Raw genomic sequence first — 22,703 nt, forward strand, 5'->3', positions numbered from 1 at the left:
TTGTCTCCGGGGGGTTGCAAACGGCCCGCGGTGCAGGCCAACCCGTGCATGTTATGCGTGCAAATATGTAATTACAAGGCGTTGCTCTGCAATGTGTATGTGCTTATTTGCACATGAAAACAGCAAGCCCGAACCCCAGCGGATCAGGGGATGAGCAGCCGAAGGCTCCTGTCCTCAGGGTGCGGTTTTTTGTTCAGTGAAGCAGAAATGCAAAAAGGGGCAAACGCTGCCGTCGGCCCCTTTTTTCCGCCGCTCCGTGGCGGGTTGGTCCATTCAGTTTCTGGACGGGTATATGCCCTCCACGGCAATGATGTAGTTCATCCCCAAATACGGGGGCATGATGGAAAACGGTTGACTGCCACCTGCAATACCGGTCGTCGCGCTGCTCATGGGCAATTGGGTATCGGCAGTGCCGCTGGCAGCATATTGGGCATTGCGCTGATTGGACGCTGCCGGCATCGCCCCGGGACCGGGTGCCTGCAGGGTGCCCAGGGTGGTGGATGCAGGAATGGTGGGCGCTGCATGGGTGTGTGCCGGCATTTCCGTGCTGATCAGCGTGTGGGTGGGGCTGCCGCCAATTTCACCCATGGTGACTTCGGGAAGTCCCGGCCCTTGGCCTGTGCCGACGGGAGCCCGGCCACGCAGGTCTGGCAAGGCAAAGGTGGTTTGTCCATTGCCGCCGTAGGTGGTGCCCAGCAGGGAAAACAAGGCCGTATTTTGGGCAATGCTCATAATTTGACCCTGGCAGAAAGCCCACCCACGGGGGGCGAAATTGCCAGCGAACATTTTGATTTCGGCAATAAACGGTTCACTCATAGCGATTCCTCATCAAGTCAAAAAGTAGCCAGTGATCCATCCACCCTGGGCGGCAGCGGACGCACCGAGGTGGGAGTAAGCCTGGTGGCGTTGGAGCCAGGTGCCGGTGACGGAGGTCGAGCGCTCCCACAACGGCCCTGCGCTGTCGCTGGCGGAACTGGCCCAGTACCGTTGTCCGCGAGGGCCCGCCAGCGGTTTGCTCGTCAATGCCGCCCAGACGTCCTTGGTGCTGGTTCCCGGGGGAGCGGCCGCCAGGGCGCTGCCCAGGCTGGCGCCGGCCTCTGCACCCAGCAGCGCAGCGGCGGTCCACGCAAGGCCTGCCTGTGCGAATCGAGTCTTCCAACCAGTCTCTGCGATGTCTGCGGTGGGCCAGCTTGCCACGGTCCATGGACGAACGCCCGAGGTGCCATCGGAAAGCCATGGGAACCCGGCCAGTTGGGTGCGCAGCAAGGCCGGCTGGGCTTGCCACCATTGGCTGAAACGGTGCGCCTGGGGGCCGGAGAACAATGCAATCACCGCATCCGGTTGCTGCGAAACAATCGCCTGCTTCAGATCATCAAATTCCGGTGAACGCCCTGGAGCGCCTGCAATGTGGCGGCCCACGATCTGCCCACCCAATGAGCGCCAGCGGTGCTGGAAGGCCTGGACAAAGTCATACCCCGATTCGTGCCAGCCCATCGACAGGAAAGCGCGTGGACCACATTGCGCGTGCACCTTGTCGGCCAGCGCGGATGCCATGGTGCACAGTTCGAGGCTGTGGCGAACCTGCAGGGGGTGCTGTTCCGAGGGAGTGGCGATGTCGGCGCCGCTGTCGCTGATCCAGAGGGGCACACCGGCCTTCTCCGTCAAGGCAGACACCTTTTTCGCTAGCAAAGGGGGTATCCACCCCATCACGGCATCGATCTTGCCGTCCTGCAGTGCGGACCCGATGGCCTTGGCAGGGGCTCCAGGCAAGGGGCCTGCCGACAGCCAGGTCAGCCCGACCTGCGAGGCGCCAGCCTGCGCCAGGCCCAGCTCCACGCCGTGCCGGTAGTCGTGTGCAAGCTGCGGCAGCTTTTCCGACATGGGCGCGATGCCCAGGATGTGCCAATGGGGGCTTGACGGGCCGGCGGACGCGAGAACAGGCGTCGAGACGCCGGTGGCCGCCACCGCACTGCCCGCGGCCAGGAAATGGCGTCGATGCAGGGGGGCGATCATGGCAGTGCCTCCTCGGCGAGATGCGGGGAGGCTGCAGGATGGTGGGACTGGCGCAGGTCCTGAAGCCTCAGGTAGTGAGGGGCGATCCATTGCGCGGTCAGGGATTGAAGATGATCGCTTGCCATGCTGTGTTTGGATTCCGTGTCTGAAACATAGACTTGATGGGGGTGCTTGCCGTGCCGTGTGACACGTTCGCGCATCCGCTCTTGATCGGTCGCCGAGGCATTCCAGCCCATGTGGGAAAGCACCCGGGTTTCAATGGCGCCGGGCAGTTCGGCGTGGTCGAGCAGCAGTGTGCGTGCGGGGTCGAACTCCTGGGTCATGGCCGCATAGATGTTCCCCAGCACGCGCGCGCAGTAAAGCTCAGGGTGCATGACGGCCAGTTCATGGACGCTGAGACCGTCCAGGCATGCGCCCAGCGTGCCCGGCACAAGGAAGAAGGCGCGTTCTCGCATCTGCGAGACCAGCACCGCCAGGGGTTCCCGGGTCAGGAATGCCCAGGGCGTTTCGGGCCAGGCTTCCGCCACGAGCGGGGCCTTGTCTGTGTTCCAGGCGTCCAGCTTGATGCTGAAGGACTCCAGCCCCGGGCTGGCATCGTCGCAGCGCTGCCCCCAGGCACTGGCCCACGCCCGTAACGCACGGACGACCTGGGTCCTGTCCAGCCACCCGCTGGGCAAGGCCTGGCGCAGCAGAAAGTCCACCGGAGCGGGCTCCGACAGTTGCAGATGGTGCGGGCTTTCCGCCAGCGCCTGCGTGATGAGCGTGGAGCCACAGCGCGACACGTGGAAGATGACGAGCGAGGGGTCCAGGCCCGGCGACCGTTCATGCCAGGCCAGCAGGTCGTGAAGCGGCGTCTGGCGCCGGAACGCCAGATGGAAGGGGTGCTGCATCTGGCTCTGGATGCCGTGCTGGAAGAAAGGCTCGCGCAGCGGCTCGTCGAGCATGCGGATCCAGTCCACCATCACCTGGCCCTTGGCGATGTAAAAACGGATCGGGCGCCAGCCGCTGAAGTTCACAGAATCCATTGTTCCACCCACGCGCGGCGCCCGGCCTTCATGGCCGACTCCACATCCGATGCGTCAAATTGAAAGCCGGCGTCCTGCCCCATGCGCACCGATTCCTGCACGAACTCGGCGGTGTTGGTGATGGCGCTGAGCCTTGCGGAGTGTTCCGCATCCGCTCCCACGAAGTCGCGAAACCGGATGAACTGGCTCCACGGGTCGCTGGGGTCGGGCAGGGGCTCGCCGGCATCGCTGGCGCGGAAGGCCTCGAACAGGCGCATGTCCACCGAGGTGTCCGCCACCAGGTGGACCCGGGTCTGGCTGCCACGGTTGCGAACCCGGTGCGGGCGCGATACGTCGACGTACCAGCACTCGCCAGCCCGCAGCGGGATGCGCTCGCCATCGACATGGAAGAACACCTGCTCGCCCGTCTGCAGTGGCACGTGCAGGCGGGCCTCGCCCCGCGCCGCGCACACGCCGGCATCGGTGTGCTCCTTGATTTCGCAGCCCGGCAGCAATTGCATGAGCCGCACGGACTTCCAGGGCAAGGCCATGGTGTCCAGCATGGCGCGCAGCGTGGGGCACTGTTCCAGCGCGGGCGTGTCGGCATAGCCCGATGCCGGCACATCAACAGGAACGACATCGATGGGGGCCTCGGGCGCGGAACGCAGCGCGAGGGCCTGCCAGCCGCCATCGTGGCGGCCCTCGTTGAAATGGGTGCGCCACAGCGAGGAGGGCAGGGCGTTGACTTCGGCCAGGGCCGCAGCGGCGTCGAACCGCCAGGGCAGCCGGGCTGTTTGCATGCCCTGCACCATCAGGCCCTGGGGCTGTGCTTGCGCAGGTGATTCCAGAGGCGTCATTGCGCGCAGATGGCGTAGGCGATGCACGCCGACGTCAGGGTGGGAACGCGGTAGGAGTTCAGAAGCCGGATGCTCCAACTTTGCACCGAAGCGCCGCAAGCGCCGCCCGCCGTGGGGTAGTTGGCGGCGATGAACACGCCGCCCGTATCGATCCCGCCAGCCCCGCTGGCACCCTCGTACCCTCCCCCTACAACCTTCTCCCCGGGCAGGCAGCAGGCGGTCGCATTGCAACTGTCCGTGGTGCCGGTGCCGGTTGCGGTCCGCACATTGACACTGAGCGAGCCCGCAGGGCCTGGGAGGCCGGTCGCGCCCGTGGCACCCGTGGCGCCCGCAGGGCCTGTAGCGCCCGTGGGGCCGGTGGCTCCCGCCACGCCCGGAGCGCCGTTGCTACCCGCCGCGCCCGTGGCGCCGGCGGGGCCTGCCGTTCCGGTCGCGCCGGTCGCGCCAGTGGGGCCGGCGGCCCCGGTAGCGCCCGTGGTGCCTGCCGGGCCGGTGGCGCCGGTCGCTCCGATGGCTCCCGTCGCGCCGGTCGGGCCGGTCGCTCCCGTGGCTCCCGACGCCACGCCGGGGGCGCATTGCCCCAGCCGCCCGGACGGGCCGTCAAAGCACAGGACGCTGGTGTTCGTATTGGGCGTGCCCGACAGGCTGGGGACCAGCACTTCGCCGGAGCCTTGCACGCGCAGCCTGTCGGTGTTGGAGGGGCCTTTGATCACAAAGCCGCCACCGACAGGCGGCGTGATGCTCACATCCGCCGCATGGGCACCCAGGGTGGCCAACGCCAGGCAGGCCTGGCCGGCCCAAAGCGACTTGTATGAGAGAGTGGTGCGTGTCATAGATGTCTGAGGCTAAGGAAGCGGGGAGGCAAGGAAAGCGGGGCGTGGCCCGGGATGCGCGGAAAGGAAGCCCGCCGCGCGCGGCTTCCCGAAAGATGCAAGGAATGGGCCCGGGGCGCGGAGGCTGGCGCGGAGAAGCCCGGCACGGGCTTGCTTCTGGCGGGCAGCCGCGGGCGGCTGCATGAATGCATTCATCCTGTCCTCCCTGTGTATCGGCGGCCTTGGGGAATCCCTGGGCTCTTGTGGCTGTGCGCGGTCCCGCTGCTCGGGTGCCGGGCGCGGCTGGAGTGTGCAACAAAAAACACAGAGTGTAAATTTTTAACAATCATCGCGTTTACAGCGAAAGGCGCCTGGTGCAGGAAAGGAGGAGGGCGAGCCCGGGGGCGTGCAGGCGTCGCATCCTCTTCTTCCTGGCGACGGGCTCCGAGGGCGCCACAATCGGCCCATGGATTGGGATCATTTCCGCTACTTTCTGGAGCTCGCGCGCGCCGGCACGCTGGTGGGCGCCGCACGCCGCCTGGGCGTGGAGCACACCACCGTGTCGCGCCGCCTGCAGGCGCTGGAGAAACAGGTGGGATCGGCCCTTTTCGCCCGTGAAGCCGGGGGCCACCGGCTCACGGAAGCAGGGCGGCAGCTGATGCCCAAGGTGGAGGCCATGGAGGCCGCGTTCCTCGCGGTGGAGAGTGCGGCGCCTGGTGTGCGGCAAGGGCTGCACGGCCTGGTGCGCATCGGCACCACCGAGGGTTTTGGCAACCTGATCCTCGCGCCGCAGCTGGCCCGCTTCGCACAGAACCACCCGGGCCTGGTGGTGGACCTTCTGGCGCTGCCCCGCCTGGTGCACCTGTCGCGGCGCGAGGCGGACATCGTGATCTCCCTGGAGCGCCCCGTGCGAGGCGCGGTGCTGGTGGTCAAGCTCACCGACTATGTGTTGCAGCTCTACGGCGCGCGCGACTACCTCGCCGGCCATGCGCCCGTCCACACGGCCGACGACCTGCGCGGCCACACCTTCATCAGCTATGTGGACGACCTGCTGTTCAGCAAGGAACTGCAGATCCTCGACGAGCTGCACCGCCCCGCGCATTTCGTGCTGCGCAGCACGAGCATCCTCGCGCAGTACGAGGCGGCGCGCGCCGGTGCCGGGCTGGCGGTGCTGCCCGCGTTCGTGGCGGCCCAAGATCCCTCGCTGGTCCCGGTGCTGCCCGGGGTGGCGCGGTTCCAGCGCACGTTCTGGATGTCGATGCCCGCCGAGAACAAGCACGTGGCGCGCATGCAGGCCACCTGGGCGTTCTTGCGCGAGGCCGTGGCGGCCCGGCAAGGGTTGCTGCTGCCTTCCATTGGTGCTATTGATTTGGGAGCTACTAGCGCTTGATGGAAAAGCCTTACGGGCGCTTTTCATGAATTTTTTGCAGTGCCGCGTGTCCCGGCACCGGTGATTGCACCGCGGGGCCCTGGCACGGCGGCATCGCCGATGAAGGAGACCTGTGATGGCCAAGTACCGGATATTGAGCCTGGACGGCGGCGGCCTGCGCGGCCTGATCACGGCACGGCTGCTCGCGCGGCTCAACGGCATCCGCAGATCGCGGGCTGGCCGGACGTGCTGCTGCTGTCGCGGACTACCAGACCGCGCAGTTGCCGCAGGCGGCGGCTGCCATCGTGGACACGCAGGCGCAGCGCCCTTGTGCAGCCCGTCCACCCCTTGCGTGAGGCTGCCCATGCGGGCCGGCCCGGCCTGAAAGCGGCGCCCCTGCGGGCCCGCCGTGGCAAAGTGGCGGCTTGCGGCGGGCCACACTTCCGCCACCGCTTCCCCGTGACCCTTCAGAATGCACGCCGTGACTCCCCTTGACCTCCAAGCCTATCTGCACCAGCACATTCCCCTGTCCCACGCCATGGAGGTGACGGTGGTCGACGCCACGCCGCAGCAGGTGGTGCTGGCCGCTCCGCTGGGGCCCAACATCAACCACCGCGATACGGTGTTTGGCGGCAGCGCATCGGCCGTGGCGATCCTGGCCGCCTGGTCGATGCTGCACCTGCGCCTGTCGGCCGAGCAACTGGGCAGCCGCCTGGTGATCCAGCGCAACACCATGGACTACCTCGCGCCCATGGCCGGCGCCTTCACCGCCGTGGCGCAGGCGCCCACGCCGCAGGCCTGGCGCTCTTTCATCCGGATGCTGCAGCGCAAGGGGCTGGGCCGGATCGTGCAGGCGTCGGCGCTGCACTGCGATGGGCGGCCAGCGGGGCGGCTGGAAGGAGAGTTCGTGGCGTTCGGGCCGGGTTACCCGTAGGGCAGGGCCCTGGGCGCACGCCGACTGCGGCGGGCCGCCGGGGCATCCAGCCCCCGGGTTTGTCCCCGCGCTCCGGGCAGGCGAGACGCCGGCGTGCTCCAACGCTGGGGCACGGAGCGCCGCATCGCAGCCGGGATGTGCCGGACAGGTGCCGAAATGGGGTCCAAAGGGTGCTTTCATCCTGCCACTGCGTCGTGGGGCGCGGCGTACCCTTCATGTCCTGGGCGAAGCGGTGATCACGGTGGCCTTGTCCTTTTGTCTTCTCCAAGCAAGGACCAGCAGGAAGGGCCAGGACACCGGGTTTTGCCCCACAGGAGTCCATGGCGATGTCACCTCTTATCTCCGGCCTTGCGTCCGTAGCCTCTCTGATCTTCAACGCAGCCTCCAGCGGGCCGGGCAAGTCCGCCGCATCGCGGCGCGGCGCTGGTGCGACCGAGCCTGAGTCCTCCACGGTCCTCACCCTGAGTCCGCAGGCCGAGGCACTGGCAGGGTTTGCAGAAAAAGGCATTCTGGTCTCGCAGGGCAAACTCGACGGCCCCGCCGTGGGCGCGGTGGGGCGGGGCGGCGGTCCGGTGCCGGCGGGGGCTTCCGGCGCATCGGGCGGCCGGTCGGTCTCCAGGGAGGATTTTCGGGACCTGCTTGCCCGCTTTGGTGCCACCGAGGCCCAAACCGAGCAGCTGACGGCAGGCTTTGACACCAACAAGGACGGATCCATCTCGCAGGATGAATTCCTCAAGGGCCTGGCCAGTACCAAGGGCGCCCAGGCGGGCAGTGGTTTTTCGCAGGCGGTGATGCAGCTCATGGACCAGGGCGGCAACGCGGATGGCACGGTGGCGCAGAAGGAGTTCGCGGCGTTCTCGACAGCCTTCGCGGCAGCGGGCCAGCGCCGAGCGTGAAAAGCCAGGCCGCAGGGGCATCGAACCCGGTGCCTCCAACAGGCATAAAAAAACGGCGCTTCCAAGGAAGCGCCGTTCTCTTGCGGGGCCGACAGGTGCCGCCACCCCTTGCGGGAGCAGGGCCCCCGGCCTCAGCCGGGAGGTGTCGTCGTCATATCCTGCCCATCAGCAGCAGGATCACGAGAATCAGCACCACCAGCCCGATCCCGCCGCTGGGTCCGTAGCCCCATGAGCGGCTGTGGCCCCAGGTTGGCAGTGCGCCAACCAGGATGAGGATGAGGACGATCAGCAGAATCAGCGAGAGCGACATGGCAGTTCCTTGTTGTGTGTTGCGGTGACTGCATTGTTGGGGCGCCCCCCGGGGTGCGGCCGAAGGTGCCGCGCCCGCCTGGAGGTCAGGTTTTTCCGACGTGGCCTGTGGGAGGCCGCGCAGTGCCGCAGGGCGCGGCAGGTGGCTTGGGTGCTATAAAAAAATAGCTGCCAGCGCTTGTTGTTAAAGCGCTGCAGCCATTTTCCGGTGTTATTCAGCTGCTGCCGGCCCGCTGGCCCTCAATGCGCTCCGGCCGCGTCGGCGGCGCCCGGGCCCTGGGCCCTGGGCGGCCGCCTGGTCAGCCAGATCAGCCCGATCAGCAGCAGGAACAGCCCGGCCGATCCGAGGAAGATGTCGTTGGCCGCGCGGGTGAATGCCTGCTGGTCGATCAGCCGGTTCACCTGCGCCAGCGCCTGCAACTGTGTCAGGCCCGATGCCATCAGGTTGTCCAGCGTGATGGCGAACACGCCCTGGCCCTGCACCAGGCCCTCGGTCAGGTGCGCATGGTGCATGGCGGCGCGGCTTTCCCACAGCGTGGTGGCGATGGACGTGCCCATGGCCCCGGCGGTGATGCGCACGAAGTTGCTCAGCCCGGCGGCGGCCGGAATGCGCTCGGGGGCCACCCCGGCCAGCGTCAGCGTGGTCAGCGGGATGAAGAAGAACGCCATGGCCGCACCCTGCAGCAGGGTGGGGATCAGGATGTGGATGAAGTCGGTCTGCACGGTGAACTGCGAACGCATCCACAGCACGATGCCGAACACGATGAACGCGCCCGTCGCCATGCGCCGGGGGTCCCACTGGCCGACCTTGCGGCCCACCAGCGGCGTGAGCAGGATGGCGAAGATGCCCACCGGCGCCAGCGCCATGCCGGCCGAGGTGGCGGTGTAGCCCATCCACTGCTGCAGCCACAGCGGCAGCAGCACCACGTTGCCGAAGAAGAGGGCATAGGCCACCGACAGCGCGAGCGCGCCGAAGGTGAAGTTGCGGCCCTTGAAGAGCTTGAGGTCCACCACCGGGTGCTTGTCGGTGAGCTCCCAGACCAGGAACACGGCGAACGCCACCACGGCGACGACGGCCATGATGATGATCTCGTTGGAGGCGAACCAGTCGAGCTCCTTGCCCTTGTCGAGCATGAGCTGCAGCGCGCCCACCCACAGCACCAGCAGGGACAGGCCGACGGTGTCGATCGGCAGCTTGCGGATCGGGGTCTCGCGCTTGCGGTAGATGCCCCAGGTGAGCACGCCGGCCAGCAGCCCCACGGGCACGTTGATGTAGAAGATCCACGGCCAGGAGATGTTGTCCGTGATCCACCCGCCCAGGAGCGGCCCCACCACGGGCGCGACCAGCGTGGTCACGCCCCACAGGGCCAGCGCCGTTCCGGCGAGGGCACGCGGGTAGCTGGCCAGGAGCAGCGTCTGCGACAGCGGGATCATCGGCCCGGCGACCAGGCCCTGCAGCACGCGAAAGAAGACCAGCATCTCCAGCGACGAGGCGAAGCCGCACAGCCAGGAGGTGAGCACGAACAGCAGCACGCTCATGGTGAACAGCCGCACCGCGCCGAAGCGCTGCGTGAGCCAGCCCGTGAGCGGCACCGAGATGGCGTTGGCCACGCCGAAGCTGGTGATGACCCAGGTGCCCTGGCCCGGGCTCACGCCCAGGTCACCGGCAATGGCGGGGATGGAGACGTTGGCGATGGACGAGTCCAGCACGTTCATGAACGTGGCCAGCGACAGCGACAGCGTGCCCAGCAGCAGGGCCGTGCCCTGCAGCGGGGGGTAGGCCGTGGGCGGCCCGGGCGGGGCGGCTGGCGGCGGCGCGGCGGGCAGCGCCGAGGCGCCGGCCTGGTCCGCGGTGGGGTTGGCGGCAGTCATGGAAAAGACTCCGGCTTACTGCACCACAGGGGCGCGCACGGGGGCGGAGGCGTGGTTCTGTGCCTGCCCGGCGCTGCCGCCCGGCGTCTGGACCACCTTGGGCGAGGCCACGGCCAGGGCCTTGCGGCCCAGGTTGGCGGCGATGATCTGGGCCACCTCGTCGTCGGCGGCCTTGAACTGCGCGTCGAACACGGCGGTGGCGGCCACGGGCGTGGTGCGCTGGGTGTCGGACAGGGTCTTGCCGCTCTGGTCGGCCGTGTCCACCTTCACGTCCATCGACAGGCCCACGCGCAAGGCGTGTTCGCTGACTTCCTTGGGGTCGAGGGCAATGCGCACGGGCACGCGCTGCACCACCTTGATCCAGTTGCCCGTGGCGTTCTGCGCGGGCAGCAGCGCGAAGGCGGCGCCCGTGCCGGCACCCAGGCCGGCGACCTTGCCGTGGTAGACGACCTTGGTGCCGTACACGTCGGCCACCAGCTCGGCGGGCTGGCCGATGCGCAGGTTCTGCAGCTGGCTTTCCTTGAAGTTGGCGTCCACCCACAGGTCGTTCAGGGCCACCAGTGTCATCAGCGGGGCACCGGCCTGCACGCGCTGGCCCACCTGCACGCCGCGCTTGGCGACGTGGCCGTCGAGCGGCGCCACCAGCTGGGCGCGCTGCACGGCCAGGTAGGCCTCGCGCACGCGTGCCGAGGCGCGCTGCACGTTGGGGTGCTGCTCGATGGAGGTGCCTTCGGTCTGTGTCTGGCTGGCGGCCAGTTGCTCCTGCGCGGCCACCACGGCGGCCTGGGCTGCGGCCACGGTGCTTTTGGCGGCGGTGACCTGGGCCGTGGCGTGCTGGAACTCTTCCTTGCCCACGGCGCCGCTGGCCATCAGCGGCGCGCGGCGGGCCACGTCGTCCTGCAGGCGGGCGGCTTCGGCCTGGGCGCGCGCCAGGTCGGCGCTGCGCAGGCTGACCTGGGCCTTCAGCGTGGAATTGTTGGCGAACAGGGTGCGCACTTCACGCACGGTCTGCGCCAGCTGGGCCTCGGCCTGCTCCAGCGCCACGCGGGCATCGGCGGGGTCGAGCTTGACCAGCAGCTGGCCGGCCTTCACGTAATCGGTGTCGTCCGCGCCGATGGAGACCACGGTGCCGCCGATCTGCGGCGTGATCTGCACCACGTTGCCCGCCACGTAGGCGTTGTCGGTGGTCTCCACATGGCGGCCATTGGCCCAGTGCCAGCCGCCCCAGCCGATGGCGGCCAGGGCCACGGCGGCGGCGATCAGGGTCAGGCCCCGGCGGCGGGCGGTGTTGGCTTCTTGGGAGGTGAGGGGTTCGCTCATGGCTGTGATCTTTCGGTAGGTGTTTGTTGTGTGTGTTTTTCGTGTGCCAGGAATCAGCGCGCGGCGGTGCGCAGCGTGTCGGTGTCGTCCGTCCAGCCGCCGCCCAGGGCCTTCATCAGCATGAGGCGGGTGTCGAGCTGGCGCGCGCGCAGGTCCACGGCCAGGCGGCGCTGGGCGAGCACCTGGCTTTCGGTGGACAGCACCACCAGATAGTTGCCCAGGCCCGCGCGGTAGCGCTCCTGCGCGAAGCGGTAGGCCTTCTCGGCGCTGGCGGCGGCATCGTCCTGCAGCGCCTGCTGGCGCGTGAGCGACTGCACCGAGGCCATGGCGTCGCCGGCTTCCTTGACCGCGTCGAGCACCATGCCGTTGTACTGGGCGATGGCGGCGTCGAGCTCGGCCTGGCGGCCGCCCAGCTGCGCGCGCAGGCGGCCGCCGTCGAAGATCGGCAGGCGCAGGGCAGGCGTCACGCCCATCTGGCGCGAGCCGGCGTTGAACAGGTTGTCCAGCCCCAGCGAGTTCAGGCCGATGAAGGCGCCGATGTTGATGTTGGGATAGAACTCCGTGCGCGCGACCTTCACGCCCTGGGTGGCGGCTTCCACGCGCCAGCGCGCGGCCACCACGTCGGGGCGGCGGCCCAGCAGGTCGGCGCCCAGCGCCTCGGGCACGGGCGCGGGCTGCAGGGCGGCCAGCTGCGGGGTCAGGGTGGTGAGCGCATCGGGTGCCTGGCCGGTGAGCACGGCCACCTGGCGGCGCGCCAGGGTGATCTGCTCGTCCAGCGCCTCGATCTGCGTGCGCGCATCGGGCACGGCGGCCTGGGCCTGGGTCAGCTCGACCTGGCTGTCGAGGCCCGCGGCCACGCGGTCATTGGTCAGGCGGCGCTGCTCTTCGCGCTGCTCCAGCGCGCGCACCGCGACTTCGCGTTGCGACACCAGGCGCGCCAGGGCCACGTAGCTGCGTCCCACCTGGGCAGCCAGGGTGTTGGCTGCCGCGGCAGCATCGGCCTGGGCCGCGCGCGCCTGGCCCAGGGCGGCCTGCAGCTCGGCGGCGTGCTGGCCAAAGAAGTCGGGCGACCAGCTGAACGTCGCCTGCACCGTGCCACTGTTGTAGGTGTTGCCGGCCACCGGGGCGGGCACCAGGCCGTGCGCGGTGTAGCGCTGGCGCGTGGCGTCCACGCCCAGGTTCACCTGCGGGCCGCTGGCGGCTTCGCGCACCTGGCTCAGCGCCACGGCCTGCTCCAGGCGGGCGCGGCTCACGGCCAGGCTGGGGCTGCCCTGCAGGGCCTTGTCGACCAGGGCATTGAGCTGTGCGTCGCCCAGGGTGGTCCACCACTGCGACGGGGCGGCCGATTCGCTGGCCGAGGCGTTCAGACCCGCCCCGGCGGGCGTGGTCTGTGCCAGCGGCGTGTGTGCCGGCCCGGGGCTGGCGCAGCCGACCAGGAACAGGGCGGCCGCCAGCGCGACGGCCGAGACGGCGAAGTGGGCCGCCACGGCGGCGCGGGTTGAAAAGGGGGTGGGTTGGGACACGTCAATCTCCAGGGATTCGAAAAAAGTACGGGGCACCGCGATCAGGGCTGCGCGGGCGGCTGCTGGCGCAGCGCTTCGCCATTGGCCAGCATGCGGCGCAGCATGCGCAGCAGCAGCTGCCATTCGTCGTGGGTGAAGTCGCTCAGGTGGCCGTTGAGCACGTCCGCCAGCACGGCGGGCACCTGGGCGGCCACGGCCTGGCCTTCGGCCGTGAGCGCGAGCTGCACCACGCGGCGGTCCGTGGTGGAACGCTCGCGCAGCACCAGGCCCTTGGCTTCGAGCCGGTCGAGTGCCCGGGTCATCGACGCCGGATCGGTCTCCAGGTCGCGGGCGAGGCTGGCCACCGTGGTCTTGTCGCAGCGCGAGATCTTGTACAGCGGCAGCCACTGGGCGTAGGTCAGGTCGCGCGGAGCCAGCTGCGCATCCGCCTGGGTGCGGATGGAGGACATCACCTTGCGCATGAGGTAGCCCACGCTGTCCTCGGGCTGGAGGTGGTCGGGGCTGTAGAAGCCCTGGATCGAGGGGGTGGGACGCGCGGAAGTCATGGGCAGGAATTTAATTGACTAGACAATGATTGTCTTTGCAATCAACTGATTCCCGAGTTGTTGCCAGGGGTTATTGCAACTTCCGTCCCTGGGTGAGATGGCCGTGCCACGGCCTTTGGGCTATGGTGCTGGCACATCCCATCGAGAGCAGGGCACACCCTTGAATCCTTCGCCACCCCCGTCTGCGCACGCCGCGCGCCCCACCCCGGCCGAAAGGCGGGCCACCTTTTCCCTTGCACTGCTTGTCTGGTTCGCCGTGCTGCTCCAGCTGGTGCTTTCCCTGCGGCTTGCGTTGGCCGGCGGCCAGTCCGCCCTGCAGGGCCTGGTGGCCTATCTGGGGTACTTCACCGTGCTCACGAACATCCTGGTGGCCCTGGTGCTGACCCTGCCGGCGGTGGCCGCAGGCTCCTCCTGGGGGCGGTTCTTCGCGCGCGCGCCGGTGCAGGCGTGTGCCGCCATCAGCATTGTTCTGGTGGGCCTGGCCTACCACTTCCTGCTGCGCAACATCTGGGATCCCCAGGGCTGGCAGTGGCTGGCCGATGTGCTGCTGCACTACGCGGTGCCCGTGCTGTTCGGCCTGTACTGGCTGGGGGCCGCGCCCGGCAAGCGCGGGTTGCGGTGGTGGGTGCCGCTCGCAGCCTGCGCCTACCCGCTGGCGTACTTTGCCTATGCGCTGGTGCGCGGCGTGTGGCTGGGCAGCTACCCGTATCCGTTCATCGATGTGAACGCCCTGGGGTATGCCATGGTGCTGCGCAATGCGGCTGGCCTGCTGGGCGGCTTCGTGCTGGTGGGCTTCCTCTTCCTGGGGGCGGGCAGGTGGGCGGAGCGCGTGCTGCGCGGCGCCTGAGCGTGCGCGCGGGCGGCGGATCGCCCGATATAGTCTCAAGGCCCATCGGCCCAGCCTTCTTTTTGTGTCCCCCGGACTTTCCATGACCACAGCCGTTTCCTCCAGCGCCCCGCCCACCCCCGGCCCCTTGCTGCGTATCGCCGTCATGGGCGCGGGGGCGGTGGGCTGCTACTACGGCGCGCTGCTGGCACGCGCCGGGCACCCGGTGACGCTCATTGGCCGGCCCGCCCATGTGCAGGCCGTGCGCGAACGCGGGCTGCGCCTGCAGACAGCCGTGCTGGATGTGCAGGTGCCGCTGGCGGCCAGCACCGAGGCCAGCGCGGTGCTGGGGGCCGACGTGGTGCTGTTCTGCGTCAAGTCCTCGGACTCGGAGGACGCCGCGCGCGGGATGCGCCCGCACCTGGCGCCCGGCACGCTGGTGCTGACCCTGCAGAACGGCGTGGACAACGACGAGCGCGTGCGCGCCGTGCTCGGCGCCAGCACCCCCGTGGCCGCCGCCGTGGTGTACGTCGCCACCGCCATGGGCGGCCCGGGGCATGTGGTGCACCATGGCCGGGGCGAGCTGGTGATTGCGCCATCGCCACGCAGCGGCGAGGCCGCCCGCCAGCTCACGGCGGCGGGCATCCCCACCCAGGTGTCAGACAACGTGCGCGGTGCGTTGTGGGCCAAGCTGGTGCTCAACAGCGCGTACAACGCGCTCTCGGCCCTGTCGCAGCAGCCCTATGGCCCGCTGGTACAGGTGCCCGGCGTGACGCAGGTGATCGCCGACATCGTGGCCGAATGCCTGGCCGTGGCGGCTGCTGACGGAGTGACGATTGCGGGCGACGTGCAGGCCGCCGTGCGCGGCATCGCTGCCACCATGCCCGGCCAGTTCTCGTCCACCGCACAGGACCTGGCGCGGGGCAAGCCCACCGAGATCGACCATCTGAACGGCTACGTCGTCAGGCGCGGGGCCGCTCTGGGCGTGCCCACGCCCCTCAACCACGCTTTGCTGGTCCTCGTGAAATTGGCGGAGATGAAGGGCGCTGCGGGCTGAGTGGGCGGCCAGCCGATCTCGCGGCGGGGCCTCCGTCATGCCAGGGCCGCTTCCTCCAGCAGCCGCTCGCGCACTTCCTGCGCGGCCTGCACCATGTGGCGCAGGGCGGCTTCGGTCTCGGGCCAGCCCCGGGTTTTCAGGCCGCAGTCGGGGTTCACCCACAGGTGCTCCACGGGCACGACCTCGGCGGCTTTTTCCAGCAGCGCGGCCATCTCCTGCACGCCGGGCACGCGGGGGGAGTGGATGTCGTACACGCCGGGGCCGATCTCGTTGGGATATTTGAAGTCGCCAAAACCCTGCAGCAGTTCCATGTCCGACCGGCTGGTCTCGATGGTGATCACATCGGCATCCATGGCCGCGATGGCGGGCAGGATGTCGTTGAACTCGCTGTAGCACATGTGGGTGTGGATCTGGGTGTCGTTGCGCACGCCGCTGGCACTGATGCGGAACGCGCGTGTGGCGCGCTCCAGATAGCTCTTCCACCCGGCGCGGCGCAGCGGCAGGCCCTCGCGGATGGCGGGCTCGTCGATCTGGATGATGGCGATGCCGGCGGCTTCCAGATCACACACCTCGTCGCGGATGGCCCAGGCGATCTGGTCGGCCGTGGTGGCGCGCGGCTGGTCGTCGCGCACGAAGCTCCACTGCAGGATGGTGATGGGTCCGGTGAGCATGCCCTTCATGGGGCGGTCGGTCAGGCTCTGCGCGTACTGCGTCCAGGCCACGGTCATAGGCGTGGGGCGGGCCACGTCGCCGTAGATGATGGGCGGCTTCACGCAGCGTGAGCCATAGCTTTGCACCCAGCCGTTGGCGGTGAAGGCGAAACCGTCGAGCTGCTCGCCAAAGTATTCGACCATGTCATTGCGCTCTGCCTCGCCATGCACCAGCACGTCGATGCCCAGGGCTTCCTGCTTGCGCACGGCCAGGGCAATTTCCGCTTGCATCTTTTGTTGGTAGTGGGCCGCATCCAGTGCCCCGCGCTTGAAGGCGGCACGGGCTGCGCGGATCTCCGCCGTCTGCGGGAACGAGCCAATCGTGGTGGTGGGCAGCAGCGGCAGCTTCAGGCGTGCGCGCTGTGCCTTTTGCCTGGCGGGAAAGACGTCGTGGCGCTGGTCGGCCCCCGGCGCAGCGGCGGCCAGGCGGGCGGCCACGGTGGCACGGTGAACGCGGGGGCTGGCGCGGCGGGCGGCCAGGGCGATGCGGGCGGCGTGCAATTCATCGTCCACCGCAACCTCGCCTTGCGACAAGGCGGCGGCAAGCACACGCAGCTCGTCGAGCTTTTCGACGGCAAACGCCAGCCAGGATTTCACTTCGGCATCCAGCTGCGTTTCGGCCTCTAAGCTGAACGGCACATGCAGCAGAGAGCACGACGGTGCCAGCCACAGCTCGCCCTGGTGCTTGTCGGCCACGGGGCGCAGCTTGGCCAGAGCGGCATCGAGGTCGGTGCGCCAGATGTTGCGGCCGTCCACGATGCCCACGGACAGCACCTTGTGCGAGGGCAGCCAGTCCGCCACGCCCACCAGCTCGTCGGGGGAGCGCACGGCGTCCACATGCAGGCCGGCCACGGGCAGCTGGCAGGCCAGGCGCAGGTTCTCGGCCAGTGGCGAGAAGTACGTGGCCAGCAGCAACTTGGGCGCGCTGCGCGCCAGTTGCCAGTAGCTGGGTTCGAACGCATGGCGCCAGGTGTCGGGCAGGTCCAGGCCCAGGATGGGTTCGTCGATCTGCACCCATTCCACGCCCTGGGCTTTCAGGCGCGCCAGCACGGTTTCGTACACCGGCAGCAATGACTCCAGCAGGCTGAAGCGGTCAAAACCCGCCGTTTTGGATTTGCCCAGCCACAAAAGGCTCAGGGGCCCCAGCAGCACGGCCTTGACGCGGTGGCCCAGCGCCTGGGCCTCGGCCACTTCGGCGAACAGGCGCTCGCTGGCCAGGCGGAACTGGGTGTGGGCGCTGAACTCGGGCACGAGGTAGTGGTAGTTGGTGTCAAACCACTTGGTCATCTCCAGAGCGGGCTGGCCTGCGGTGGTGTGCTTTGCCTGGCAACCGGCGCTGCAGCCCTGATGGTCTTCGGCGGCGTGGGCCGACACGCCCCGCGCCATCGCAAAGTAGCGCGCCAGCTCGGGCGTGTGGGCGTCAAAGCCAAAGCGCGCAGGCTCGCAGCCCAGCAGCTGGATGTGGTTGGCCACGTGGTCGTACAGCGCAAAGTCGCCCACCGTCACACAACCCAGGCCCGCATCGGCCTGCGCCTGCCAATGCAACTGGCGCAATTGGGCGGCGGTGGCCTGCAGCTCGGCCTCGGTACTGTCGCCGCGCCAGAAGGACTCGAGCGCGAATTTCAGTTCGCGCTGCGCCCCCATGCGCGGAAAGCCCAGTGTGTGCGTGAGCACAGGGCGAGAGGAGGATTGGGCGGCGAGCGACATGGTGATTTCCTTCTTCTGAATGGAGCAATGCAATGAAGGCACCGATGGTCGCGCGGGCTCGTTTATTATTCAAACGAAAGTTTTATGCGATCAACTTGAAAATTAGTAATGAACCAGTCGATTCTGGAAGTGCGCCACCTGCGCACCCTGGTCGCCCTGCGCGACAGCGGCAGCCTGGTGCGGGCCGCGCAGCTGCTCAACCTCACGCAGTCGGCGCTGTCGCACCAGATCAAGCTGTTGGAGGACCGCTATGGCCAGCCGCTGTTTGAGCGCAAGTCCGTCCCGCCGCAGTTCACCGCCGTGGGCGAACGCCTGCTGGCGCTGGCCGATGCGATGCTGCCGCAGGTGGAAGGGGCCGAACGCGACATTGCCCGTCTGGTGCTGGGGCAGGGCGGGCAGATGCGCATTGCGGTGGAATGCCACACCTGCTTTGACTGGCTCATGCCCGCCATGGACGCGTTTCGCACCCGCTGGCCCGAGGTGGAGCTGGACATCGTGAGCGGCTTTCACGCCGACCCGGTGGGCCTGCTGCACCAGGGCCGGGCCGACGTGGCCATCGTGTCGGAGGTGGATGCCGACGAGGCGGGCGTGGACTACCACGCGCTGTTTGGCTTCGAGATCCGCGCGCTGCTGGCCAAGACGCACCCGCTGGTGGCCAGGCCGCACCTGGTGGCGCAGGACTTTGCCGACCAGACCATCATCACCTACCCCGTGCCCGACGAAATGCTGGACCTGATCCGCCAGGTGCTGGAGCCCGCCGGGGTGCGCCCCCCGCGCCGCACCACCGAGCTGACGGTGGCCATGCTGCAGCTGGTGGCCAGCGGGCGCGGCGTGGCGGCGCTGCCGCTGTGGGCGGTGCAGAGTTACCTGGACCGGGGGTATGTGACGGCCAGGCCCATCGGAGCCCGGGGGTTGCGTGGCGAACTGCACGCCGCCTGCCTGCCCAGCCTGTCGGCCAAGCCGTACCTGCAGGACTTTGTGCAGGTCACGCGCGAGACGAGTTTTGTCACGCTCAAGGGCGTGGAGTTGTTGTGATAATCGGATCCGGCGCGTACTTGTCGCCCACCTCTTCGCGCAGCGGGTGGGTGTCGTAGACGATGTTCATGTCGCGGATGCGGGTGCTGCCCGCGTCGAACGTGAACACATCCACGCAGGTGAAAGTCACCTCGCGGCCATCGTTCAAGGTCCAGTCGTAGCGGAAATAGGCGGCGACCCGCACGGCGCCGCCGCTTTCTGGTTGGGCGGAGGCGAACAGATCCAGCACGGTGATCACGCTGCGGCTGGAAGCCTGGGCGAGCTTTTGGAAAAAGCCCCTCGCGCGCATGGTGCCCAGAAAGGGCGAATGCACCATGCCATCGTCTTCAAAACAGGCAATCAGCCCGTCGGTATGACTGGCATGCAGGTGGGCGAGGTAGGTGCGGACGGTGTCGATGGGGGAATGGCTCATACGTGGCGATGCAAAGGGCGTGGAGTGGAGTGCGTAGCTTCGCCAACTCCGCGCCGCACGACAAGAGACAATGGTGGCTTGTACATAAAAGGTGTTTATGTATCTGCGCTACCTGCAATACCTCCGTGCGGTCATCGATCAGGGCTCGTTTGCCTTGGCGGCCAAGGCCTGCGGCGTGTCGCAGCCTGCGATCAGCCATGGCATGAAGGCACTGCAAGTCCACTTCGCGAAGCCCTTGCTGGTGCAGGAAGGGCGCCGCCATGTGCCCACCGACCTGGCCCGGGCTGTAGCCGCGCAGGCCCTGCACCTGGCGCAAGGGGTTGAGGCGCTGCCCCGCGCGTCAGTGGCTGCGGCAGACCGCTACCTGCTGCGGGTAGGGCTCACGTCTTCAGCGGCGCTGGTCTGTGGCCCGCTGCTGTATGCCAGCTGGTGCCTGCCCAACGCCCGGCGCTCGCTGGAGATGGCGACGGCCGATGAAGGCAGTCTGCTGGAGGGCCTGCTGCAGCGGCGCTTTGATGCGGTCATTGCCCCCAAACCGCGCAAGTTTGCGCATCCCGATGTGACGGAGCGCCCCCTGTACGAGTTGCATCCCCAGGTCTATGCGCGCAAGGGCCACCCATGGGTCCGGGCCCAGTCGCTGGCGCAACTGCAGGGCGCTGCGTGGGCCTGTGTGGGGCCCAGTGTCAGCGGGCCGGTGGATGTGTTGACGGAAGCGCACCGTGTGCGCCGCATGCCCGCGCCCAGGATGTCCGTGCGCTGCCCCGACTTTGCCAGCCTGCTGCACCTGGTGGCGCAGTCCGACCTGCTGGCTGTTGTGCCGCACCCTGCGTTGCTGGGCGGTGCGTCCACGCTGGTGGCGCCCCTGCGGCTGGCGGAATCTCTGCCGCTGTATGGCATGTGGCTGTTTGAACCCCGGGGCCACAAGTCACGGCTGAGCCCCGAGGTGTTTGCGCCTGCGGGCTGAGTCTGGCGCGCAGGCGCTGACCGAAGCATTGCAAGGAGGATCAGTGTTTGAAATTGGTGTTGCAAGACTCCATAATCGCTTTCCTCATCCCTTCACCGAGCCTTTGCACCATGCACCATCCGCAGCGCCGCCCACACTCAGCCCCTTCGTTCGTCCGCCCCCTGATGGCCTCGCTGGCGCTGGCGTTTGCCGCCGCCGTGGCCCACGCTGCGCCGGTGGCTGACGTCCATGCACTGGCTCAGAAGGAGCAGCAACCCCTGCTCGACACCCTGCGTGACCTGGTGCACATCGAGTCGGGCAGCAAGGACATCGAAGGCCTGAACCAGATCGCCGAGCGCATTGCCGGCCAGCTCAAGCAACTGGGCGGCACGGTGGATGTGCTGCAAACCAGCGACATCTACCGCCTCGACGACACGCCCGAGAAGGTGGGCCCTGCCGTGCAGGCCGTGTTCAAGGGCACGGGCAGCAAGAAGATCATGCTCATCGCGCACATGGACACGGTGTACCTGAAAGGCATGCTCAAAGGCCAGCCGTTCCGCATCGATGGCGACAAGGCCTATGGCCTGGGCATTTCGGACGACAAGCAGGGCATCGCGCTCATCATCCACACCGTGGCCTTGCTGCAAAAGCTCAGCTTCAAGGACTACGGCACGCTCACCGTGCTGATCAATGGCGACGAGGAAATCAGCTCGCCCGGCTGGCGCAGCACCATCACCCGTGTGGCGTCCGAGCAGGACGTGGTGTTGTCGTTCGAAGGCGGCGGCACCGACGGCACGCTGCGCCTGGCCACCAGCGGCATCGGGGCGGCCTACCTCACGGTGCAGGGCAAGGCATCGCACGCCGGGGCCAAGCCCGAGGATGGCGTGAACGCGCTGTACGAACTGTCGCACCAGCTGCTGCAGATGAAGGACCTGTCGAAGAACGACGAAGGCCTCAAGCTCAACTGGACGGTGTCCAAGTCCGGCACCAACCGCAATGTGATTCCGGCCGAGGCCACCGCCCAGGCCGATGCGCGTGCCCTCAAGGTGGCGGACTTTGACGGGTTGGAGAAGGCGCTGCAGGAGAAGATCAAGACCCGGCTGCTGCCCGCCTCCAAGGTGGACGTGAAGTTCGAGGTGCGCCGGCCGCCGCTCGAAACCAGCGAGGCATCGCGCCGTGTGGCCGGTTACGGCAAGGTCATCTACCAGGAGTTGGGCCTGCCGCTCAACGTGGTCGAGAAAGCCACCGGGGGCGGCACCGATGCGGCCTTTGCGGCGCTCAAGACCAAGGGCGCGGTGGTGGAGGGTATGGGCCTGTCGGGCTACGGCGCCCACTCCAACGATGCGGAGTACGTGCAGATCAATACCATCGTGCCGCGCCTGTACCTGGCCACGCGCATGATCATGGACATCTCGCGCGACAAGCTGAAGTGACTCCCTGAGCCGCTTCGTGCCTCCCCCCTGCGGGGGCGTCTCCGGTGCTGCAGGGCGAGGAGCCAGGCACGGAGGCGCTGTTTACGGCTTACTCAAGTACCAAGGTGCCAGGCACCGGCGCCAGCACGGCACCGGTGGTGTAGAACGATTCCAGGTTTTCCAGCACCAGGTCGGCCATCGCGCGTCGGGTTTCGTGCGTGGCGCTGGCGGTGTGCGGCGTCAGCACCACGTTGTCCAGCGCCATCAGCGCGGCGGGCACGGTGGGCTCGTTCTCGAACACGTCCAGCCCGGCACCGGCGATGCGGCGTTCGGTCAGCGCTTCGATCAATGCGGCTTCGTCCACCACGCTGCCGCGCGCCACATTGACGAGGTAGCCGTTCGGCCCCAGGGCATCCAGCACATCGCGGTTGACGAGGTGGCGCGTGCCAGCGCCGCCCGCCACGGTCAGCACCAGATAGTCGGCCCACTGCGCCAGCGCGGTCAAGGACGCGAAGTAAGGGAGTGCGCAGCCCTCGGCCTGCCGACGGTTGTGGTAGCCCACCTCCATGCGGAAACCGCTCGCACGATCGGCCACCGCCTGGCCGATGCGGCCCATGCCCACGATGCCCAGGCGCTTGCCCGACACGCGGCTGCCGAGCGCAAACCTGGCCTTCGGCCATTCGCCACGGCGCACAAAACGGTCGCTGGCGGCAAGGTTGCGCGACACATCCAGCATCAGCGCAAATGCCATGTCGGCCACGCAGTCGTTGAGCACGCCGGGCGTGTAGCCCACCTGCACGCCACGCGCCTTGGCCGCATCGATGTCCAGCGCGTCAAAGCCCACGCCAAAGCTGCTGATGACCTGGAGGTGGGGCAGCGCGGCGATGACCTCGCCCTTGAGGCCGATGGCGGCGGTGGTCACCACCCCGGTGAACTCCGCACCGTGTGACGCCAGAAAAGCCGCTGGATCGGGCTGTTCGGCCAGGCAGGCGACGCTGTAACGGGCCGCCAGTTCGGCCTCCAGCGCGGGGAGGGGCAGGCGGCCGATTTGCAGGATGCGGTGGGGAGTCGTGGTCATGGTTTCGTGGGGCAGCAGTGCCAAAAAATGCAACGGGCGGCATACGGCGGCACACTGCCGCCCCGATGT

21 protein-coding genes are annotated in these 22,703 nt (G+C 68.1%); 8 read left to right on the forward strand and 13 right to left on the reverse strand.

The features are described 5' to 3' along the window. Window positions 1-273: 273 nt before the first annotated feature. The 5 genes from AC07PV_RS02030 to AC07PV_RS02050 are packed head-to-tail and all read right to left on the reverse strand — an operon-like array spanning window position 274 to window position 4,707. Window positions 274-816 carry a phage tail protein gene (locus AC07PV_RS02030; protein WP_218294906.1) on the reverse strand — a complete coding sequence of 181 codons (543 nt, stop codon included), beginning with the start codon at window positions 814-816 and terminating at the stop codon, window positions 274-276. Between the two features lie 12 nt (window positions 817-828). After that, a complete protein-coding gene (locus tag AC07PV_RS02035; protein WP_494629232.1) occupies window positions 829-2,013 on the reverse strand; it encodes a type 1 periplasmic-binding domain-containing protein in 1,185 nt (394 codons plus the stop codon). Further along, window positions 2,010-3,038, reverse strand: coding sequence for a sulfotransferase family protein (locus tag AC07PV_RS02040; protein ID WP_494629233.1), 1,029 nt, complete (start codon window positions 3,036-3,038; stop codon window positions 2,010-2,012). Before AC07PV_RS02040 ends, AC07PV_RS02035 begins: the two co-directional genes overlap by 4 nt. Then, on the reverse strand, window positions 3,026-3,874 hold the full coding sequence (locus AC07PV_RS02045) for an aspartyl/asparaginyl beta-hydroxylase domain-containing protein (protein ID WP_492245982.1): 849 nt from the start codon (window positions 3,872-3,874) through the stop codon (window positions 3,026-3,028). The genes AC07PV_RS02040 and AC07PV_RS02045 overlap by 13 nt, the downstream gene beginning before the upstream one ends. After that, complete coding sequence (locus AC07PV_RS02050) at window positions 3,871-4,707, reverse strand: hypothetical protein (protein WP_369642522.1); 837 nt, start codon at window positions 4,705-4,707, stop codon at window positions 3,871-3,873. The genes AC07PV_RS02045 and AC07PV_RS02050 overlap by 4 nt, the downstream gene beginning before the upstream one ends. Window positions 4,708-5,152: 445 nt before the next feature. Between AC07PV_RS02050 and AC07PV_RS02055 the strand changes: the two genes are divergently transcribed. The 3 genes from AC07PV_RS02055 (at window position 5,153) to AC07PV_RS02065 (ending at window position 7,885) form a co-directional block, all read left to right on the forward strand. Continuing rightward, on the forward strand, window positions 5,153-6,076 hold the full coding sequence (locus tag AC07PV_RS02055; protein WP_494629235.1) for a LysR family transcriptional regulator: 924 nt from the start codon (window positions 5,153-5,155) through the stop codon (window positions 6,074-6,076). A 451-nt stretch (window positions 6,077-6,527) separates the two neighbouring features. Beyond that, window positions 6,528-6,989 (forward strand): YiiD C-terminal domain-containing protein, encoded by a 462-nt coding sequence (locus tag AC07PV_RS02060; RefSeq protein WP_494629236.1) that lies wholly within the window; start codon window positions 6,528-6,530, stop codon window positions 6,987-6,989. Between the two features lie 326 nt (window positions 6,990-7,315). After that, the gene (locus tag AC07PV_RS02065; RefSeq protein ID WP_494629238.1) at window positions 7,316-7,885 is read left to right on the forward strand and encodes an EF-hand domain-containing protein; all 570 of its coding nucleotides are present in this window, start codon (window positions 7,316-7,318) and stop codon (window positions 7,883-7,885) included. Between the two features lie 151 nt (window positions 7,886-8,036). Here AC07PV_RS02065 and AC07PV_RS02070 read toward each other — a convergent pair whose 3' ends face one another. The 5 genes from AC07PV_RS02070 to AC07PV_RS02090 form a co-directional block, all read right to left on the reverse strand. After that, complete coding sequence (locus AC07PV_RS02070) at window positions 8,037-8,195, reverse strand: DUF3309 family protein (protein ID WP_007856361.1); 159 nt, start codon at window positions 8,193-8,195, stop codon at window positions 8,037-8,039. A 239-nt stretch (window positions 8,196-8,434) separates the two neighbouring features. Next, complete coding sequence (locus tag AC07PV_RS02075) at window positions 8,435-10,066, reverse strand: DHA2 family efflux MFS transporter permease subunit (protein ID WP_494629239.1); 1,632 nt, start codon at window positions 10,064-10,066, stop codon at window positions 8,435-8,437. 15 nt (window positions 10,067-10,081) lie between these two features. After that, window positions 10,082-11,386 carry an HlyD family secretion protein gene (locus AC07PV_RS02080; RefSeq protein ID WP_255590774.1) on the reverse strand — a complete coding sequence of 435 codons (1,305 nt, stop codon included), beginning with the start codon at window positions 11,384-11,386 and terminating at the stop codon, window positions 10,082-10,084. A 53-nt stretch (window positions 11,387-11,439) separates the two neighbouring features. Next, entirely contained in the window at window positions 11,440-12,909 is a 1,470-nt protein-coding gene (locus tag AC07PV_RS02085) for an efflux transporter outer membrane subunit (protein ID WP_494629240.1), read from the reverse strand. A 41-nt stretch (window positions 12,910-12,950) separates the two neighbouring features. Continuing rightward, window positions 12,951-13,454 (reverse strand): MarR family winged helix-turn-helix transcriptional regulator, encoded by a 504-nt coding sequence (locus AC07PV_RS02090; RefSeq protein ID WP_218338520.1) that lies wholly within the window; start codon window positions 13,452-13,454, stop codon window positions 12,951-12,953. 256 nt (window positions 13,455-13,710) lie between these two features. Here AC07PV_RS02090 and AC07PV_RS02095 point away from each other — a divergent pair, with 256 nt between their 5' ends. After that, complete coding sequence (locus AC07PV_RS02095) at window positions 13,711-14,301, forward strand: Pr6Pr family membrane protein (protein ID WP_494629242.1); 591 nt, start codon at window positions 13,711-13,713, stop codon at window positions 14,299-14,301. A gap of 82 nt (window positions 14,302-14,383) precedes the next feature. Then, the gene (locus tag AC07PV_RS02100; RefSeq protein ID WP_218294918.1) at window positions 14,384-15,337 is read left to right on the forward strand and encodes a ketopantoate reductase family protein; all 954 of its coding nucleotides are present in this window, start codon (window positions 14,384-14,386) and stop codon (window positions 15,335-15,337) included. Between the two features lie 35 nt (window positions 15,338-15,372). Here AC07PV_RS02100 and metE read toward each other — a convergent pair whose 3' ends face one another. Then, window positions 15,373-17,754, reverse strand: a complete 2,382-nt coding sequence (gene metE, locus AC07PV_RS02105; RefSeq protein WP_494629243.1) for a 5-methyltetrahydropteroyltriglutamate--homocysteine S-methyltransferase — start codon at window positions 17,752-17,754, stop codon at window positions 15,373-15,375. 108 nt (window positions 17,755-17,862) lie between these two features. On the opposite strand from metE, the gene AC07PV_RS02110 reads away from it, so the two are divergent. Next, a complete protein-coding gene (locus AC07PV_RS02110) occupies window positions 17,863-18,789 on the forward strand; it encodes a LysR family transcriptional regulator (RefSeq protein ID WP_492805082.1) in 927 nt (308 codons plus the stop codon). On the opposite strand, the gene AC07PV_RS02115 is transcribed toward AC07PV_RS02110, so the two are convergent. Next, window positions 18,767-19,201 carry a nuclear transport factor 2 family protein gene (locus tag AC07PV_RS02115; RefSeq protein WP_218338525.1) on the reverse strand — a complete coding sequence of 145 codons (435 nt, stop codon included), beginning with the start codon at window positions 19,199-19,201 and terminating at the stop codon, window positions 18,767-18,769. The genes AC07PV_RS02110 and AC07PV_RS02115 overlap by 23 nt on opposite strands. Before the next feature lie 97 nt (window positions 19,202-19,298). Here AC07PV_RS02115 and AC07PV_RS02120 point away from each other — a divergent pair, with 97 nt between their 5' ends. Together AC07PV_RS02120 and AC07PV_RS02125 are read left to right on the forward strand one after the other, a co-directional pair. Continuing rightward, the gene (locus AC07PV_RS02120; protein WP_494629244.1) at window positions 19,299-20,165 is read left to right on the forward strand and encodes a LysR family transcriptional regulator; all 867 of its coding nucleotides are present in this window, start codon (window positions 19,299-19,301) and stop codon (window positions 20,163-20,165) included. 110 nt (window positions 20,166-20,275) lie between these two features. Next, entirely contained in the window at window positions 20,276-21,577 is a 1,302-nt protein-coding gene (locus tag AC07PV_RS02125; protein ID WP_494629246.1) for a M20/M25/M40 family metallo-hydrolase, read from the forward strand. Between the two features lie 88 nt (window positions 21,578-21,665). Here the strand turns inward: AC07PV_RS02125 and AC07PV_RS02130 are convergent, their stop codons facing one another. Further along, the gene (locus AC07PV_RS02130) at window positions 21,666-22,634 is read right to left on the reverse strand and encodes a 2-hydroxyacid dehydrogenase (protein ID WP_494629247.1); all 969 of its coding nucleotides are present in this window, start codon (window positions 22,632-22,634) and stop codon (window positions 21,666-21,668) included. Between the last annotated feature and the right edge of the window lie 69 nt (window positions 22,635-22,703).

This window comes from Acidovorax sp. GW821-FHT09A11 (assembly GCF_059418365.1).

Excerpts from the sequence above, each read along its gene's own strand:
- AC07PV_RS02070 (WP_007856361.1), bottom strand. The coding sequence starts at position 8,195 with ATGTCGCTCTCGCTGATTCTGCTGATCGTCCTCATCCTCATCCTGGTT.
- AC07PV_RS02040 (WP_494629233.1), bottom strand. The coding sequence starts at position 3,038 with ATGGATTCTGTGAACTTCAGCGGCTGGCGCCCGATCCGTTTTTACATC.
- AC07PV_RS02090 (WP_218338520.1), bottom strand. The coding sequence starts at position 13,454 with ATGACTTCCGCGCGTCCCACCCCCTCGATCCAGGGCTTCTACAGCCCC.
- AC07PV_RS02060 (WP_494629236.1), top strand. The coding sequence starts at position 6,528 with ATGCACGCCGTGACTCCCCTTGACCTCCAAGCCTATCTGCACCAGCAC.
- metE (WP_494629243.1), bottom strand. The coding sequence starts at position 17,754 with ATGTCGCTCGCCGCCCAATCCTCCTCTCGCCCTGTGCTCACGCACACA.
- AC07PV_RS02055 (WP_494629235.1), top strand. The coding sequence starts at position 5,153 with ATGGATTGGGATCATTTCCGCTACTTTCTGGAGCTCGCGCGCGCCGGC.
- AC07PV_RS02100 (WP_218294918.1), top strand. The coding sequence starts at position 14,384 with ATGACCACAGCCGTTTCCTCCAGCGCCCCGCCCACCCCCGGCCCCTTG.
- AC07PV_RS02050 (WP_369642522.1), bottom strand. The coding sequence starts at position 4,707 with ATGACACGCACCACTCTCTCATACAAGTCGCTTTGGGCCGGCCAGGCC.
- AC07PV_RS02125 (WP_494629246.1), top strand. The coding sequence starts at position 20,276 with ATGCACCATCCGCAGCGCCGCCCACACTCAGCCCCTTCGTTCGTCCGC.
- AC07PV_RS02030 (WP_218294906.1), bottom strand. The coding sequence starts at position 816 with ATGAGTGAACCGTTTATTGCCGAAATCAAAATGTTCGCTGGCAATTTC.
- AC07PV_RS02130 (WP_494629247.1), bottom strand. The coding sequence starts at position 22,634 with ATGACCACGACTCCCCACCGCATCCTGCAAATCGGCCGCCTGCCCCTC.
- AC07PV_RS02115 (WP_218338525.1), bottom strand. The coding sequence starts at position 19,201 with ATGAGCCATTCCCCCATCGACACCGTCCGCACCTACCTCGCCCACCTG.
- AC07PV_RS02075 (WP_494629239.1), bottom strand. The coding sequence starts at position 10,066 with ATGACTGCCGCCAACCCCACCGCGGACCAGGCCGGCGCCTCGGCGCTG.
- AC07PV_RS02045 (WP_492245982.1), bottom strand. The coding sequence starts at position 3,874 with ATGACGCCTCTGGAATCACCTGCGCAAGCACAGCCCCAGGGCCTGATG.
- AC07PV_RS02065 (WP_494629238.1), top strand. The coding sequence starts at position 7,316 with ATGTCACCTCTTATCTCCGGCCTTGCGTCCGTAGCCTCTCTGATCTTC.
- AC07PV_RS02110 (WP_492805082.1), top strand. The coding sequence starts at position 17,863 with ATGAACCAGTCGATTCTGGAAGTGCGCCACCTGCGCACCCTGGTCGCC.
- AC07PV_RS02120 (WP_494629244.1), top strand. The coding sequence starts at position 19,299 with ATGTATCTGCGCTACCTGCAATACCTCCGTGCGGTCATCGATCAGGGC.
- AC07PV_RS02080 (WP_255590774.1), bottom strand. The coding sequence starts at position 11,386 with ATGAGCGAACCCCTCACCTCCCAAGAAGCCAACACCGCCCGCCGCCGG.
- AC07PV_RS02035 (WP_494629232.1), bottom strand. The coding sequence starts at position 2,013 with ATGATCGCCCCCCTGCATCGACGCCATTTCCTGGCCGCGGGCAGTGCG.